The organism is Mycolicibacterium arcueilense, from assembly GCF_058536225.1.
In genome coordinates this window covers 713,006-728,395 of record NZ_JBZTYL010000007.1, presented here as the reverse complement: position 1 = coordinate 728,395, position 15,390 = coordinate 713,006, and the positions used below count along the sequence as shown (strand labels likewise).

Sequence of the window (15,390 nt, the reverse complement as noted above, 5' to 3'; positions counted from 1 at the left end):
TGTCAACTGGGCGACTCTTCGGAACCCAGGGTGTCGAAAACTTCGTGATACAGCAGTGAATGCACCTGTTCCACGCGCGGAATGTCGTGGAATTCCAGGGGATCCTGCGACGCTGATTCGATGATCAGTGTGCCGGTGCGCAGCAGCCGGTCGGTCAGCCCGTGGCGGAATTCGACGCTGTTGATCCGTGCGAGCGGGATGTCGATGCCCGAGCGGGTCAGCAGGCCGTGCCGGAACATCACCCGCCGGTCGGTGATGACGAAGTGGGTGGTCCACCAGTTCAGGAACGGCCAGACCATCAGCCAGCCGACCACGATCAGCCAGATCGCGCCGATCACGATGAACAGGACGTTCTTGGCGGTGGCCTGCCAGTCCATGGTGTTGACCACGGCTGCGACGAACGCCGAGGCCGCGGTGACCAGGACGAGGACGAGCACCGGACCGATCAGGCGTTTCCAGTGTGGGTGCCGATGCAGCACCACCTGCTCGTCCTTGGCCAGCACATTCTCCGGGTAGCCCACGGCAGAACTCTACGACTCCTCGGGGCGCAGGTGCGTGATGTCGCCCGCCGACAACGTGACCTGTTCGGTTGCGGTGTCGATGATCAGGCGCCCGAGATCGTCGACGTCGACGGCAGTGCCCACCAAAGTGTTGTCGCCGGGCAGGATCGCACGGACCCGGCTGCCGATGGTGACACTGCGGGCACGGTAGTCGGCTGCGAGCGAAGGATCGTCGCTGCGCCAGGCGCTGATCCGGGCGTCGAGATGACGCAGCAGGGCCCGCGCCAGCGGCGTGCGGTCCACGGTCGCCGTGCCGAGCTGGGTGAGCGAGGTAGCGCGCGGATCGGGTGCTTCCTCCGCGGTCATCGTCACATTCAGGCCGAGGCCGACGACGATAACCGGAGCCGGTGAGGCCACCTCGGCCAGGATTCCGGCCAGTTTTCCACCGCCGGGGCCCACCAGGACGTCATTGGGCCATTTCAGGCCGACCCGCGTCCCGGCAACCTCGGCGACCGCATCGACGGTGGCCAAGCCGGTGGCCAACGGCAGCCACCCCCAACGGTTCGGGGACACCGCCGAACCGTCGACGCCGAAGGACACGATCACCTGTGAGCGGGGCGGCGCTGACCAGTGCCTGCCGTGGCGGCCGCGGCCGGCGTGCTGATGCTCGGCGAACAGCACCGCGCCGGCGACGTCCTCGCCCGACGCCGCCCGCGCCAGCAGGTCGGCATTGGTTGATCCGGTCTCATCGACAACATCGACGCGCCGCCACGACAGGCCCTCGAGCCCGTCGCGCAAAGTCGTCACGTCCAGCGCTGGCCTTGTGTTCATCGCGGCCAAGCTTACGGGCAGCGCCTAGTGCGAGGCCTTCTCAGTGCCGAGCGCTGCCAGGTTGTCGGCGACCTCCTGGTGCCACAGCTCGTTGGCGTGTGTGGTGTCGACCTCCTGCTCGAAGCGGTCGGTCATGTCCGGCGTGACATCGGCGAGATCGACGTAGAACTGCTCGTACCACCGGCGGTGGTGGTAGACGGGGCCGTCCTCCTCGGTCAGCAGCGGATTGTCGATGCGGGCCTTGTGTTTCCAGATCTCGACGTCCTCCATGAAGCCGTCACCGAACGTCCGGCTCATCGTGGCCGCGAGTTTCTCGGCCTTCTCGCCGGGCAGTGCCGGATTCTGCTGGACCGCGACACCCCACTGCAGCACGAACGAGTCGTGCGTCACCGGGTAGTGGCAGTTGATCAGGGCGATCTCGACGGTGAAGTTTGGGGCGAGATCGTTGTGCAACCAGTTGATCATGTATGCCGGGCCGAAATACGTTGCTTCCGAACGCAGATAGGTGCCATCCCATAGTTCTCTGCTGGTGTAGTCCGGACGCGGCTTGGACTCCATGAACTGGCTCGCGGTGTGGCCTTCGATGACGTTCTTGAAGTACGTCGGGTAGGCGTGGTGGATGTAGAAGAAGTGCGCCATGTCGACGTTGTTGTCGACGATCTCGCGGCAGTGCGAACCTTCGATGAGAATCGAATTCCATTGCCACGGCGACCAGATGCCGTCCTCGTAGCCTTCGATGGTGGGCGGCGTCAGCTCGGCCGGTGGTGTCGAGCCCTCCGGGTCGTGCCAGACCAGCAACTGGCCGTTGACCTCGGTCGTCTCCCACTTGCGGGTACGCGCCAGCCGCGGTGTCCGCTTGGCATACGGCACCAGCTTGCACTTTCCGTCGGCACCCCAGCGCCAGTCGTGGAACGGGCAGGCCAGGTTGTCGTCCTTGACCGAACCCATCGACAGGTCACCGCCCATGTGCCTGCAGTACGAGTCGAGTACGTGCAGTGCGCCTGCGGAGTCGGAATAGACGACCAGCTTGGTACCGAAGGCCTCGATACCGTGCGGCTTCCCGTCCCGAAAGGTCTCAGCGAGGCCGACGCAGTGCCAGCCGCGCGCAAACCGCGTCATCGCAGCGCCGGTGTCGATTTCCCGGATGTCACTCATACGTCTTCCCTAACATGTCTTTGACCGCCAGGTGGCTGAACAGCATGCTCGTTCCGATCGGATTTCCACCGCCCGGATAGGCGGTGCCGCTCGGGGCGGCCATGGTGTTGCCCGCGGCATACAGTCCGGCGATCACCTGACCGTCCGCGTCGAGTACCCGGGCCGCGGTGTCGGTACGCAGTCCGCCCTTGGTGCCCAGGTCGGAGATGCCGAAAGCAGCGGCGTGGAACGGGCCCTTCTCGATCGGGACGAGTGGCGATGCACCGCCGGAGAACGCCCGGTCGTACGCCTCGTCGCCGCGACCGAAGTCCTCGTCCGAGCCGGCATCCACGAACCCGTTGAAGCGCGCCACGGTGGCGGTCAGGTTCTCGGCGGGAATGCCGATCTTGGCGGCCAGTTCCTCCAGGGTGTCGGCGGTGTGCCACAACCCGGCGTCGAGGTAGCGCTGCGTGTCGACCATCGAAACGTTGGTCGCCTTGACGGGAGGGACCTCCCCCTCCCGGTCGTCGTAGATCATCCAGTACGGCAACGTCATCGAACCGTCGGCCAGCCGCGGCAGGATCGCGCGGCCGATCCGGTCGTAGGCGGCAGATTCGTTGACGAAACGCTGTCCGTTCTGGTCGACGAAGATGCCGCCGGTGAACCACAGCGCGAACGCCGAGCGGCCGTCGGGGTGCGTCAGACCCGGGGACCACCAGGCCTGCTCCATGAGATCGACGTCGGCGCCGACGGCGATCGCCGCCTCGTGTGCGCGACCGAGGTTGGCCGGAGGCCCCATGGTGTCGCGGGCGACGCCCGGCACGCCGTATTCGCGGCGCAGTTCGTCGTTGCCCTCGAAGCCGCCTGCGGCGAGCAGTACGCCGCGCCTGGCCCGGATCGCGTGGCGCTCCCCGTCGGATTCGACGACCGCGCCGGTCACGGTCCCGTCGTCGACCACCAATTCGACCAGCGGGGTGTTGCGGCGAAGCGAGGTATTCGGGTACTGCTCAATGGCTTTCAGGAACCGGGCGATCAGCGCCCGCCCGCCGATGAAGTAGTCGTCGGGCTGTTCCGCGCCGAGCCGGTCGGCGTCGAGCGGGCCGCGCACCAACTCGCGCAGGTGCGGGGCCTTTTCCACCTTGAGCGGCCGGGCCGCGATGTGACGCTGGCCGTCGGCCCGGGCCTTGGGTGCCTTGCCGAAATAGTCCGGCCACGGCATCGGCGCGAACTTCAAGTTGTCGTCGGCTTCCAGGTACTCGATCAGACCGGCACCGCCGCGCACATAGGTGTCCTGCAGCTCGCGCGGCGTACGGTCGCCGACGACGGCGTGGTAGTACTCCAGCGCATCCTCGATGGTGTCGTCGGTCCCGGCCCGGGTGAGCACCGGGTTGCACGGGAACCACACCCCACCACCACCGGAATACGCTGTGGTGCCACCGAATTTGTCGCTGGCCTCGACCAGGATCACCGACAGCCCTCCGCGGGCCGCGGTGTAGGCGCCGGTCACGCCACCACCGCCCGATCCGGCGACCAGGACGTCACACTCTTCTGTCCACTTCATGCGGCCCGCCTCATAGATAACGCTGCCTCCCGTACTGCGCGAACTCGTCGTCCAGCGACTTTCTGTCATCGTCGCCCATGGCCCGGTACGCCGGTTCACCGCGTCCCGCCCACCGGTACACCACCTCGTCGGTGTGCCACCGGTCCTTCTGCAGTTCGCGTTTGAGCACCTTGTTGGACCCAGTGACCGGCAGGTTCTTGGATACCCGCAGGAACCGCGGAATTGCCTTGGTGCCAAGGTCATCCTGGTCGGTCAGGTAGGACACGAACGCCGCGGCGTCGAAGGCGGTGGGATCGGACACCTCGATCGCGGCCATCACCTGATCGCCCGAGCGCGGGTCGGGCACCGCGTAGACACCGGCCGCCACCACTTCGGGATGGCGCCGCAGAACCCGTTCGATGGTCAGCGCCGAGGTGTTCTCACCGTCCACCCGGATCCAGTCGCCACGACGGCCGGCGAAGTAGATGAACCCCTGCTGGTCGAGATAGCCGAGATCGCCGGTCCAGTACCAGCCGTTGCGGATCCGTTCGGCGTTGGCCTCGTCGTTCTTGTAATACCCCTCGAACGTGCGGGTGCCGAACTTGTCGACGATCTCCCCGACCGCGTCGTCGGGGTTGAGCACCCGGCCATGCTCGTCGAAAACCGCAGGCACACAGTCGTTCAGCGATTCAGGATCGACGATCGCCACCCCCTGATGCGCGGGCCTGCCCAGCGCGCCCGGGGGCATCTCGGGGGCCAGCACCACTGCCCCACCGCCTTCGCTGGAGCCGTAGCCCTCGAACAGTTCGGCGCCGAACCGGCGGCGGAATTCGTTCTGGTCATCGGGCGACGCCTCGGTGCCGAAGCCGCGGACCAACGGATTCTCGGCATCGTCGGGTTGTTCGGCGGTGGCCATCAGATAGCCGAGCGCCTTGCCCACATAGGTGAAGAACGTCGCGCCGAAATACCGCACGTCGGGCAGGAATCCGGACGCCGAGAACGACGGCGTCAGGCACACAGTGGCACCGACGGACAACGCCGGCGCCCACAGCGCCATGATGGCGTTGCCGTGGAACAGCGGCATGCAGCAGTACTCCACGTCCTCGCGCACATGGCCGAATTTCTCGGCGGCCGCATAGCCGATCCGGGCCAGCCTGCCCTGGCTGCAGATGACGGCCTTGGACGCTCCCGTCGTTCCCGAGGTGAACAGCAGCAACATCAGGGAGTCCTCGGCGACCCCGGGTGCGACCGCGGGGGCGACGCGATGCACGTCGAGTTGCGCCGCATGGTCCGGGCCGTCGACCACCAGGAACCGGTCCGGCGTCAACCCGAGGTCGAGGTCACGCAGACGCTCGGCACCCGCGGTGTCGGTGACGATCAATTGGCAATCGGCAAGCCGGATTTCAGCTGCCAGCTCGGTGGCGCCCCGGGTCGGGTTGATCCCGACGATCGTGGCCCCGACCAGTGCGGCACCCCCGAGCCAGAACAGGAAGTCGGGCACGTTGTCCAGCAGCACGCCGATGTGCAGTGGGCCGTCCACCCGCATCGCCTGCGCCAGCGCGCCACGTGCGGCGGACTCGGCGACCACCTCGTCCCACGTCCAGTCCCGGTCGCGGGTGCGCAGGCCCAGGTGTTGGTCGCCGACCCGGTCGAGCAGCAGCGATGCGACGTCGGTCCGAGCGTCAGGCATTGGCTTGGGCGGCGGCGCGCTTCTGGTCGATGTAGGCCTGCGGCAGGTCTTCCTCGCTCAGCTTGGTCACGCTGACCGGCCCGGTCTGGTAGGCGTCCTCACCGATGATCAGGCCGTCGGCGTCGATCGGCCAGTTGATGAGCTGACGGAACAGCAGCAGGTAATCGCCGGCCGGGTCGTCGACCTCGACACCGATCGCCTGGGCGGCGGCGCCCGGGTAGATCATCTTCATCCAGCCTTCAGTCATCACCAGATCATCGTCGACGGCGAGGCGATCGATCTCGAAAACGAGATGGTTGGCGCCACTGGCCACGAATGCCTCGTAGTAGGCGCGCACACCCTCGGTGGTCTTGGGGCCCATATCGGCATTGGCGTACCAGAAGTGGTAGTCCGGATTCGGGGAAAGGGTCGCCATCAGGCGTTCCATGTCGGGCTCGGCCTCGGCCTTCATGTGCTCGAGAACGATGCTGAGCACCTGGCGGTGCCGCTCGTCGGTGGTGACGGCGAGACGCTCCTCCACCGGGACCCAGGTCCTGGTCGGGTCGATGACGGCCATGGCGGCCTCCTTGTCTGTTGTGAGCTCGTGTGGGCTGCACCGCAATCTTGGCCAATGTGGTGACGGTGGTCACCCGCCACGCGTCGGTCTATTTCGCCGATTCGCCCGACGAGTGTCGGGTCGGCCCCGGCCTGGGCCGCGAGAGCAATGCCCCGGCCGCACTTCTGACGATCTATTTCGCCGAGATTGAACCCAGGGACAAAGTCGCGCCACTTTTTGTCCCTGAGTTCAATCTCCGTGCCGTGCCGCGACGTTCCACACGCCTACAGCAGGTCCGCATCGGCAAGTTCGGCCGAGGACATCGCGATCCGCCGCACCATGAGCACCAACGTGCCCAGGAAGCGGTCCACGGGATCCTCGAAATCCCATCCCATCGCGGCCTGCACACGCGCCAGCCGCGCCGCGACGGTGCTGTGGTGCACGTGCAGTTCGGCGGCGGTCCGCCGCAACGAGCCGTACACGAAGAACGCCTCGGTGGTCTGCACGTCGAGGTCCCCGGCAGGCGATGACGCAATCTCGTTGATACGGGCCACATCTCGGTTGCGACGCACCCGGTCGATCGGCAGGTCGGCCAGAAGTTCCAGCGAGCTCAACCGCTCGTAGGCCACCACCCGCCTGCCGAAACCCGTTGATGACGCGAACCGCAACGCGCGCACGGCTTCATGCCACGAGGTCGACGCGCTGAATGCGTTTCCCACGGAGCCGATTCCGACCCACGGTCCAGACGCGGTGCCGACGTTCACCACCGTCGGAAACTGCTCGACGATGACGCGCTCCAGGCGGTCCGAGAACTCACGCATGTCGAACGATCCCTGACACACGATGGCCGTCGCATTACCGATCACGGCGGACCGCACCGCCGGCGCGGGCAACTCGCCAGTGATGAGCCGCACCGTCTCCCGCGGCGAATGCCCCGATGCCGCCAGCACAAATGTCGGCCGGCTCTCGTCCAGCCCCAGCAGTCGGATCGCCCGGGCCCGGTCTTCACGGTGCTCTTTGGCCGACAGCACGACCTCGAGCAGTGCCGGGTCCCCCAGGTGCGGAGTCCCGCTCACCCCGGTCCGCGCCGCGACCCGACCCAGTACCCGTCGCAGCCGGTCCAGCAGCACCTCGTCCAGCGGATGCCCGGATCCGTGGCGTTCCACCCAGACGAGCGTCTCGTGCTGATCAGATGCCGGCGCGGCGGTGTCGTCGATCGGATCGAGCCGTCCCGACGCGTCGTAGCGGACTCCGGTGCCGCCGGGCCAGCGGACCCCGACCGGGCATCCTGCCGTCAAGGCGGCAAACCGCACGGCGGCGTCGGCGTTGACCTCCTGCTCCTCCAGCTCGTCGAACTGCGCGATGAGCCGCAGCACCGATGCGGGGTCGGTGCCCAGTTCGGACAGCACCAGCGGCCCGGGGGTCATGGTCGAGAGCGTAGGCCCACGGCTCGGCGGGTCCTCAGGCGAGTGCCACCCGCCTGACGTCCGCCCGATTCTGTCGGTACCACGCCAGGGTCTGCTCGATCCCGTCCTGCAGCGAAATCGACGGTTGCCAACCGCTGTCCCGCAAGGTGCTGATGTCCAGCAGCTTGCGGGGGGTGCCATCGGGCTTGCCGGTGTCCCAGGCCGTCTCGCCCTCGTATCCCACTGCGGAGGCGACGAGCTGCGCTGTTTCTCGGATCGAGTGGTCTATCCCGGTGCCCACGTTGACCTGTTGTGGCCCGTCGAACTGCTGAAGCAGATGTAGACAGGCCGACGCCATGTCGTCGACGTGCATGAACTCACGACGCACAGTGCCGGTGCCCCAGTTCGTCACCGTGGACTTGCCCAACTCGTTCGCTTCTTCGTACCGGTGGATCAAGGCCGGCAGAACGTGCGAGGTCTCGGGGGAGAAATTGTCTCCAGGCCCGTACAGATTCGTCGGCATTGCCGATATCCACGGCAAGCCGTACTGCCGCCTTACCGCCTGAACGGCCACGATTCCGGCGATCTTCGCGATCGCGTAGGCATCGTTGGTCTCCTCGAGGGAACCGGTCAGCAAGGCATCCTCGGTGATCGGCTGTGCTGCCATCTTGGGGTAGATGCATGATGATCCGAGAAAGAGCAGACGCTGGGTGCCGTATTTGAGCGCCGCGTCCATCACGTTGGTCTGTATCCGCAGATTCTCGGAGATGAAGTCCACCGGGTAGGTCTTGTTCGCCAGGATTCCACCGACCCGCGCGGCCGCCAAAATCACCACCGGTGGTCGGGTTTTCGCGAAGAACTCGAATGTCGCCGTCCGGTCGGTCAGATCCAACTCGCGGTGCGATCGGCCGATGAGATCGGTGAACCCCTCTGATTGCAGCTTCCGGTGAATCGCGGACCCGACCATGCCCCGATGGCCTGCGATATACGTCGGGGCTGCGGGGTCGAGCGGATGTGTCGTGTTGACGACGTCATTCCCTAGCAATTTCAGCCCCACCCCGCCAAGGCCGGCGTGTCGATCCATGGCTTGCCGAGGCATTCGAGCTGCGCGATGTCGGCCTCCACCATGATCTGTGCGAGTTGCGGCGTGCGGACCGTGGGAGTCCAGCCGAGCAGCCGGTCGGCTCTGGTGGCGTCGCCGACGAGCGCGTCGACCTCGGTGGGACGCAGGTAGCGCTCGTCGAACCGGACGTGCCGTTCCCAGTCCAGGCCCGCATGTTCGAAGGCGGCGACGAGAAAGTCACGCACGGTGTACCGGTCGCCGGTGGCCAGCACGTAATCTTCGGGCTCATCGACCTGCAGCGTGCGCCACATGCCCTCGACGTATTCCGGTGCGTATCCCCAGTCGCGGATCGCGTCCAGGTTGCCGAGGTAGAGGTGCTCATCGATACCGGCTTTGATCCGCGCGGCGGCTCGGGTGATCTTCCTCGTCACGAAAGTCTCACCGCGGCGCGGTGACTCGTGGTTGAACAGGATGCCGTTGACAGCGAACATCCCGTAGGCCTCGCGGTAGTTCCGCGTCATCCAGTACGAGTAGACCTTGGCTGCCCCGTATGGCGAGCGCGGATAGAAGCTTGTCTCCTCGTTCTGCGGAGGAGGTGAACCACCGAACATCTCCGAACTGGACGCCTGGTAGAAGCGGCACGGAACCTTCGAGATCCGTACTGCCTCCAGCAATCGCGCAGAACCGATACCGGTGGTGTCACCGGTGTGTTCGGGTTCGTCGAAGCTGACCCGCACATGCGATTGCGCGGCCAGGTTGTACACCTCGTCCGGCTCGATGGTGCTCAGCAGGGTCACCAGCCGGGCGCCGTCGCTGAGATCGCCGTAGTGCAAGAACAGTTGCGCGTGTGGATCGTGTGGATCGACGTACAGATGGTCGATCCGAGCGGTGTTGAAGGACGAAGACCGACGGATCAGTCCATGCACCTCGTAACCCTTGTTGAGCAGGAACTCGGTCAGGTAAGAACCGTCCTGACCGGTGATTCCGGTGATCAGGGCTTTCTTCTTCACCTGATTCACTGCGTCTTCTCCTTAATCTCGTACACCCGTAAAGCATTGGGTGGATTTGCTTTTGGAGATCAGTACGCTCCCTGGCTGAGCAGCACTGCCCGCACGGTCTTGGCGATGATGACAAGGTCCGCCACCATCGACCAGTTCTCGACGTAGGAAAGATCCAGCCGCACCGATTGTCGCCAAGACAGGTCCGCCCGTCCGCTGACCTGCCACAGGCCGGTGATACCCGGCTTGACCAACAATCTGCGTTGGACGTCGCCATCGTAGGTTTCGACCTCCTGCCGCAGCGGTGGACGAGGGCCGACGACGCTCATTTCCTGCCTGAGCACGTTGACGAACTGTGGCAGCTCATCGATGCTGAGCCGGCGGAGGATCTTGCCCACCGATGTGACGCGCGGATCGTCCTTGATCTTGAAGAGAACTCCGCCCGGGGTCTCGTTGAGGCTTTGCAGGCTCTCCCGTTGACGATCGGCATCCGAGACCATCGTACGGAACTTCAGCATTGCGAACGGCCGGCCGTCGATGCCGATGCGTTCGGCCGTGTAGAACACCGGTCCCCGGCTGTCGAGCTTGATCGCGATCGCGGCGGCCAGCAGCACCGGCGAGGCGACAACGAGTGCCACCGCCGCGAAAACGAAGTCAAATGCTCGTTTCTCGAATCGTTTCGCGCCGTCGTACTGGGGCTTCTCGACATGCACCAGCGGGAATCCTGCTACCGGCCGCATCTCCAGACGTGCTCCGGAAACATCCATCACACCCGGCGACACCACGAGGTCGACTCCCATCGCCTCCAGGTCCCACATGAGCTTCCGGATTCCCTCGTAGCCGAAGTGGTCGCCTGTTACGGCTACCGTGTCGGCGCCGCATTCTCGGATGGCGTCCAGAACATACTCCTCGCCGCCCATGATCGGGATTTCCCGGTCACCCACGGTGAGACGCTCGCCCGCGGGCGCTCCATAGCCTGGAATACCCACTGCCACAACGTCGTATCCGGCGCGTGGGTCGCGGGTCAACTCCTGCGCGAGATAGGAGACCGCGTCGGCGTCACCGATCGCCATCACCGCCGTCTGATAACGCCCCGCCGCCCGCTGCTTGGCAAGGTATCGACGCCACATCCATCTGGTCAGACACAAGGCGACGGTGCCGGTGGGCAGCGCAACCGCGAGGTAGCCGCGCGCAATCTCAAGCTGAAGTAGGAACGTGATGATCGCGATGCCCCCAAAGCTCCAGAAAGACGCAGACGCAACGCGTTTGTACTCTTCGGCACCGGCCCCGGTCACCCGCGGCGACCTGGTTCGGCACAGCGAGAGCGCACCCAGCCAGATGGCGCCGAACAGTATCGAGACGAACGTGATGTATCCGTCGGTGCTGGAAAGGTCCGGGGCCTGCCCGAACCGGACGTATTGCGCCAGCACCACGGCCGCGCACACCACCAGGACGTCGGTGATCAGAATGTTGACCAGGTACTGCCGTTGCCATCGAGTGCGCTTGAACACTTCTCGCGGCATCGTGACGACGGTCATTTTTTGTCGTGCACCTCCCCGGCCCATGGCCGGCGGGAGTGCCTCGCAATCCACTGACACGCGCAACTGCGGCAATCTCTACAACAACAACCGCGCGACCCTGGGCGTAGTACATCGATTATGCGGTCCTCCTGCAATCTAACAGTTCGTCGTCGTTGCGGGCTGGGCAGGTTTGGCCAGAGCAGCACGAAACAACACAATTCAGCTCGCTTTTCGAGCACACGCTGCGAAAACGCATGCAGTGGCGATGGATGCTGTGACAACCCACACCACGACGTTCGACCACCGGCGGCTAACCTGATCAGCGATGGTGACCTCGAGTTCGGCCGGGAGTTGGCAGCTGCGGTGGATCGTTGTGGGCGCCGTAGCCGGAGCCGTTGTGCGCCATCTCATGATCCAGATATGGGACAGGCCCGCCCATCTGCTTCTGATCACCCTGATCGTAATGACGATCTCAGGTTCCGCGATGGGTGCTGTGCTCACTTGGCCGGTGCGCCAACAGTTTCGGCCCTTGACCTGGGGCGCGGCCGGGGCAGCGGCCAGCCTCAGTGGCTATAACGCGCTCGCGATCGACCAGCCGGCGCTGGGTGCGCTCGCGATGCTGCTGCTGGCGCCCGTATGCGCGTTGGCGGGTCTGTGCGGCGGCGCGCTGCTGGGATTGCGATTCGCCCCCGGGCGCGGCGAGGACACCCTGCCGTGATCACCGATCTGCTGCTGGTTGCGGCGGGGGCTGCGGTGGGCGCCCCGACCGCGGTCTACCTGTATCGAAATGCCGACAGATGGCGCATCATTGCGATCAACTCTGTCGTGTGCGCCCTGCTGGGTTGTCTCACCGCCCTACAGACAACGATGGATTCGCCGCCGCCGGTCCTGCTCGTCGGTGAGGGACTGCTGGTGACGGCAGCCCCCATCACCACGGTGCTGCTCCCCCTGGCCGCGATCGACCCGCGCGAGTACCCCTGGCAGATGATCCGGCGCACTGCGCGCACACTCGCGTTAACTGCCCTGTACTGCAGCGCATTTGCCATGATCGGATATCTCAGCGTCTATGTATTCGCGGGCGTCCAGTACAAGCTGAAGTGGTGACTCCCCGACTCACTCACACTTCTTCGACTCCATCACCGCCTTCCCCAACGCGAAGAACTGGTACAGGTAGGTGTATTCCCACGAGCCGGCAGACAAGCGGTATTCGCGTGGTACTGCGCGCATCACGGTGGAGTCTGCCGAGGACGAGAAACAATGCTCGAAGATGAAGCGAGCCCTGGGCAGGTGGTACTGCCACGAGGCAACCACCACGGTGGTCCAACCCCTTTCGCGGGCCAATTGCCGAATCAGCTTCGCCTCACCGAGGGTGGTGGAGGGCTTCGGCGGTATGCACAACACTTCGACACCTGGTGGATGCCGGTTGCACGCTTTCTTCATCACCGGATCCGATGACCGATATGGGTTGGACAACACCAACACTGGGGCAACGCCGTCGCGAACGAGCTGAAAACCGTAGTCCTCACGGCCATCGTGCTCGCCACCGAGCACGAATACCGCGTCGACCTTACGCAGATCGTCTTGCGGTGCGTAGCGGAACACGACCGTGCCGACCGCAGCCACGAGAAGCAGCAGCACCACCACGGCCGTGGCGACAATGGTCACGGCAATACGCACACGCCGAGTCAATCGTCCTCCCCCACGTAGGAGGCGGCGAGGTCGCGCGCGATCGCCTCCATGCTGAATGCCGCTGCTGCCGTCTGCCGTGCCGCAGCGCTCATCTGCTCCCGCAGCCGTTGGTCGGAGATCAAGGTGCGCATCGCCTCGATCAGAGCGTCCTCCGATTCGCCCACCACGATTCCGCTACCGGATTCACGCACCGTTTCCGCGAGTCCACAGCTCTCGGTGATCACCACAGGCAATCCGACCGACATCGCCTCCAGCACCGACATCGGAAAGGGCTCGTCGACCGAGGGCAGCACGTAGATGGACGCGGCAGCCATCCGCGCCACCGTACGGTCCGGTGACAACGCTCCCTCCCAACGGATCTCGTCGGACCCGGTATCGGATCGCGCGATCGTATCGAGAACCTCGGCTCCCTCGCCTTCGTCGGGACCGACCAGGGTGAACCGCGCATCGCACCCCGCCGCCAGCAGGCGGGCGGCCGCTTTCGCGAAGAGCACGGGACGTTTCCGTGCCTGCAGCCGCGCCAGGTACAGCACCTCTACGCGCCCGGCCGTCCGGTCGGCCGCCCCGCGCGCCCCTTCGTACCCGGGAACGCCGTTGCGAAGGTGCCGCACCGCGGCCTCGGGTTGCACCCGGAGCAGCGCGGCCCGCTCATCTTCGGTCAGATACAGAACGGCGGCTGCCCGACGCAGAATCGGCCTGGTCAGAAGGCGATCCAGGATCGGCGCAATCGGATGGCTGCTGTCGGCGATCATTCCATGGGTCTGCACGATCAGGCGTTTCCGCAGTATCAGCGCCATCGCGGCCGCCGGCAGCGTGACCAGATCGCGTGCCAGGTGCACGTGGATCACGTCGAAAGACTTGCGGTTCCGCACCATCCAGCGAAGCAGCGCGGGAGCGAGCAATCCGGAGAATCCCACCATGGGAATGATGCTGCGCGCCTTGGCGAGTCGGACCGGAACCCCGTCGATCACGGTCGGGATCTCCGGATAGCCGCGTACCGCACCTGCGACCAGCGTTCGATGACCGGCCGCGCGCAGCTGCCGAGATTGGTTGAATGCCACCCTGACCGGCCCGCCGTAGGCACCATCAGGCGTGATCAGCGTTACGACGTGAAGCACAGCCGGCCGAGCCGTACCGGTGGTCTCCTCACTCATCAGACCTGCGGCCTCTCATCTCCGCTTCGAGGACATCGACCACCGGCCAGGTGTCGGTGTACCGCGTTCGAGGCGCCACGCCGACAGGGACCTGGTCGGCAGAGGGCGCCTCAGTCACGCCGTGCCACACAACGCGCCGGGCGAGCACAACACCGACCAGAGCGGCAAGAACGCCCGCCACGGCCAGGGAGATGGCGATGGCGACGGCTGTGCCCACTGCCAGCCCGGCGCACAGGCACAGACCGAGCTGCAGACCGATCTGGAACAGCTTGACCCGCAACACCGTCCTGCTCATGCCGCGCGCCTGGAAGAAGCTGTACACACTGACCAGCCAGCACATTGCCGCGCATTCGATCCCGAGATAGACGACGAGCGCCGACGCATACGTCCAGGTGTCACCCAGGATGGCGGAGCCCAGCCGGCTCGGGATGACGGCCAGGCACAGGCCTGCCACCACCGTCAAACCCGACGTCGCGATGGATGTCTTGACGAGTACCCGCCACTGCTCACCGATCGACGACGCAGCACGGCGGACATGCGGAACGAACACCAGCGGCAATGCCGACACCAGCATTGCAATCGGCCCGAACAGTGTCGCCGCGCCGCGCAGCCCAGCCGCCGCGGTGCCGCTCACCACTATCGTCACGGTCAGCGTCACGAGCGTGGCACCAACCTGGTTGAGCGCATAGACAATTCCAAATCTCAGCCGGGCACGGTCATACGTGCGCCACCACCCGACGAGGCGATGACCCCGGGGTGTCGTCCGCAGGACCCGCATCAGCACCAGCGCCGAGACGAGTCCGCCCACGCCCCACAGGTACACCGTGACCACCGCCGACATCCCGGAAGTGAGCAGGTTGATCAGGTAGACGGCCAGGATCCACACCACCCAGAACCCATCGCAGACGGCCGCGACGAGTGGCCTGCCCTGTGCGATCGCGACGAATCGCAGCACATCCTGGGCCAGCACCGCGACCAGGCTCACGGCGAACGCCACACCGATCCAGATCTGCCCGAAAACTCCTGACAGAACCAGCAATACCGCGCCCGCGACGACCGATGTCAGCAACGACCAACTGGTCGCGTACCCGCCTTCGGCCGATATCTCGCGCCTGTGCATATTGCTGGTCAGCAGCAGCGCGGTACCCAGCGCCCCCCTGTTGAAGCCGATCCAGGTGGTGGCCACCGTGACGAGCAGGGCGACGATCCCGAACTGCTCGGCCGGTGAAACCTGAGCCACCGCAAACACCATCAGTGCATTGCTGGCGCTCGACAACACCTGGTCGGCGGTGGTGATCACCCCGGTCGAGCGCGCTCGCATGTCACTCTG

General features: G+C 65.5%; 15 protein-coding genes. 2 read left to right on the top strand and 13 right to left on the bottom strand.

Annotation, left to right across the window (positions count from 1 at the left end):
• Positions 1–2: 2 nt before the first annotated feature.
• The 10 genes from AC4LGL_RS07730 to AC4LGL_RS07685 form a co-directional block, all read right to left on the bottom strand.
• Positions 3–521 carry a PH domain-containing protein gene (locus AC4LGL_RS07730; RefSeq protein WP_491838203.1) on the bottom strand — a complete coding sequence of 173 codons (519 nt, stop codon included), beginning with the start codon at positions 519–521 and terminating at the stop codon, positions 3–5.
• 9 nt (positions 522–530) lie between these two features.
• Positions 531–1,331, bottom strand: a complete 801-nt coding sequence (locus AC4LGL_RS07725) for a biotin--[acetyl-CoA-carboxylase] ligase (protein WP_491838202.1) — start codon at positions 1,329–1,331, stop codon at positions 531–533.
• Between the two features lie 24 nt (positions 1,332–1,355).
• Positions 1,356–2,486 carry a 3-ketosteroid-9-alpha-monooxygenase, oxygenase component gene (locus AC4LGL_RS07720; protein WP_491838201.1) on the bottom strand — a complete coding sequence of 377 codons (1,131 nt, stop codon included), beginning with the start codon at positions 2,484–2,486 and terminating at the stop codon, positions 1,356–1,358.
• Complete coding sequence (locus tag AC4LGL_RS07715) at positions 2,479–4,026, bottom strand: FAD-binding protein (protein WP_491838200.1); 1,548 nt, start codon at positions 4,024–4,026, stop codon at positions 2,479–2,481. The genes AC4LGL_RS07720 and AC4LGL_RS07715 overlap by 8 nt, the downstream gene beginning before the upstream one ends.
• A gap of 10 nt (positions 4,027–4,036) precedes the next feature.
• On the bottom strand, positions 4,037–5,695 hold the full coding sequence (gene casI, locus AC4LGL_RS07710; RefSeq protein ID WP_491838199.1) for a steroid-22-oyl-CoA synthetase: 1,659 nt from the start codon (positions 5,693–5,695) through the stop codon (positions 4,037–4,039).
• Positions 5,688–6,251, bottom strand: coding sequence for a nuclear transport factor 2 family protein (locus tag AC4LGL_RS07705; protein ID WP_491838198.1), 564 nt, complete (start codon positions 6,249–6,251; stop codon positions 5,688–5,690). Before AC4LGL_RS07705 ends, casI begins: the two co-directional genes overlap by 8 nt.
• Positions 6,252–6,514: 263 nt before the next feature.
• The gene (locus tag AC4LGL_RS07700) at positions 6,515–7,657 is read right to left on the bottom strand and encodes a PucR family transcriptional regulator (protein WP_491838197.1); all 1,143 of its coding nucleotides are present in this window, start codon (positions 7,655–7,657) and stop codon (positions 6,515–6,517) included.
• 34 nt (positions 7,658–7,691) lie between these two features.
• Positions 7,692–8,735 carry a GDP-L-fucose synthase family protein gene (locus tag AC4LGL_RS07695; RefSeq protein WP_491838196.1) on the bottom strand — a complete coding sequence of 348 codons (1,044 nt, stop codon included), beginning with the start codon at positions 8,733–8,735 and terminating at the stop codon, positions 7,692–7,694.
• The gene (gene gmd / locus AC4LGL_RS07690; RefSeq protein ID WP_491839297.1) at positions 8,684–9,709 is read right to left on the bottom strand and encodes a GDP-mannose 4,6-dehydratase; all 1,026 of its coding nucleotides are present in this window, start codon (positions 9,707–9,709) and stop codon (positions 8,684–8,686) included. Before gmd ends, AC4LGL_RS07695 begins: the two co-directional genes overlap by 52 nt.
• 68 nt (positions 9,710–9,777) lie before the next feature.
• On the bottom strand, positions 9,778–11,235 hold the full coding sequence (locus tag AC4LGL_RS07685) for a sugar transferase (protein ID WP_491838195.1): 1,458 nt from the start codon (positions 11,233–11,235) through the stop codon (positions 9,778–9,780).
• A gap of 445 nt (positions 11,236–11,680) precedes the next feature.
• Here AC4LGL_RS07685 and AC4LGL_RS07680 point away from each other — a divergent pair, with 445 nt between their 5' ends.
• Together AC4LGL_RS07680 and AC4LGL_RS07675 are read left to right on the top strand one after the other, a co-directional pair.
• The gene (locus AC4LGL_RS07680) at positions 11,681–11,935 is read left to right on the top strand and encodes a hypothetical protein (RefSeq protein ID WP_491838194.1); all 255 of its coding nucleotides are present in this window, start codon (positions 11,681–11,683) and stop codon (positions 11,933–11,935) included.
• Complete coding sequence (locus AC4LGL_RS07675) at positions 11,932–12,321, top strand: hypothetical protein (protein WP_491838193.1); 390 nt, start codon at positions 11,932–11,934, stop codon at positions 12,319–12,321. Before AC4LGL_RS07680 ends, AC4LGL_RS07675 begins: the two co-directional genes overlap by 4 nt.
• Before the next feature lie 9 nt (positions 12,322–12,330).
• Here AC4LGL_RS07675 and AC4LGL_RS07670 read toward each other — a convergent pair whose 3' ends face one another.
• From AC4LGL_RS07670 to AC4LGL_RS07660, 3 genes are read right to left on the bottom strand one after another with little or no spacing between them, the layout of a single operon-like run.
• The gene (locus tag AC4LGL_RS07670) at positions 12,331–12,894 is read right to left on the bottom strand and encodes a YdcF family protein (RefSeq protein ID WP_491838192.1); all 564 of its coding nucleotides are present in this window, start codon (positions 12,892–12,894) and stop codon (positions 12,331–12,333) included.
• 8 nt (positions 12,895–12,902) lie between these two features.
• Positions 12,903–14,060, bottom strand: coding sequence for a glycosyltransferase (locus AC4LGL_RS07665; RefSeq protein ID WP_491838191.1), 1,158 nt, complete (start codon positions 14,058–14,060; stop codon positions 12,903–12,905).
• The gene (locus AC4LGL_RS07660; protein WP_491838190.1) at positions 14,053–15,381 is read right to left on the bottom strand and encodes an MATE family efflux transporter; all 1,329 of its coding nucleotides are present in this window, start codon (positions 15,379–15,381) and stop codon (positions 14,053–14,055) included. The genes AC4LGL_RS07665 and AC4LGL_RS07660 overlap by 8 nt, the downstream gene beginning before the upstream one ends.
• Positions 15,382–15,390 lie beyond the last annotated feature (9 nt).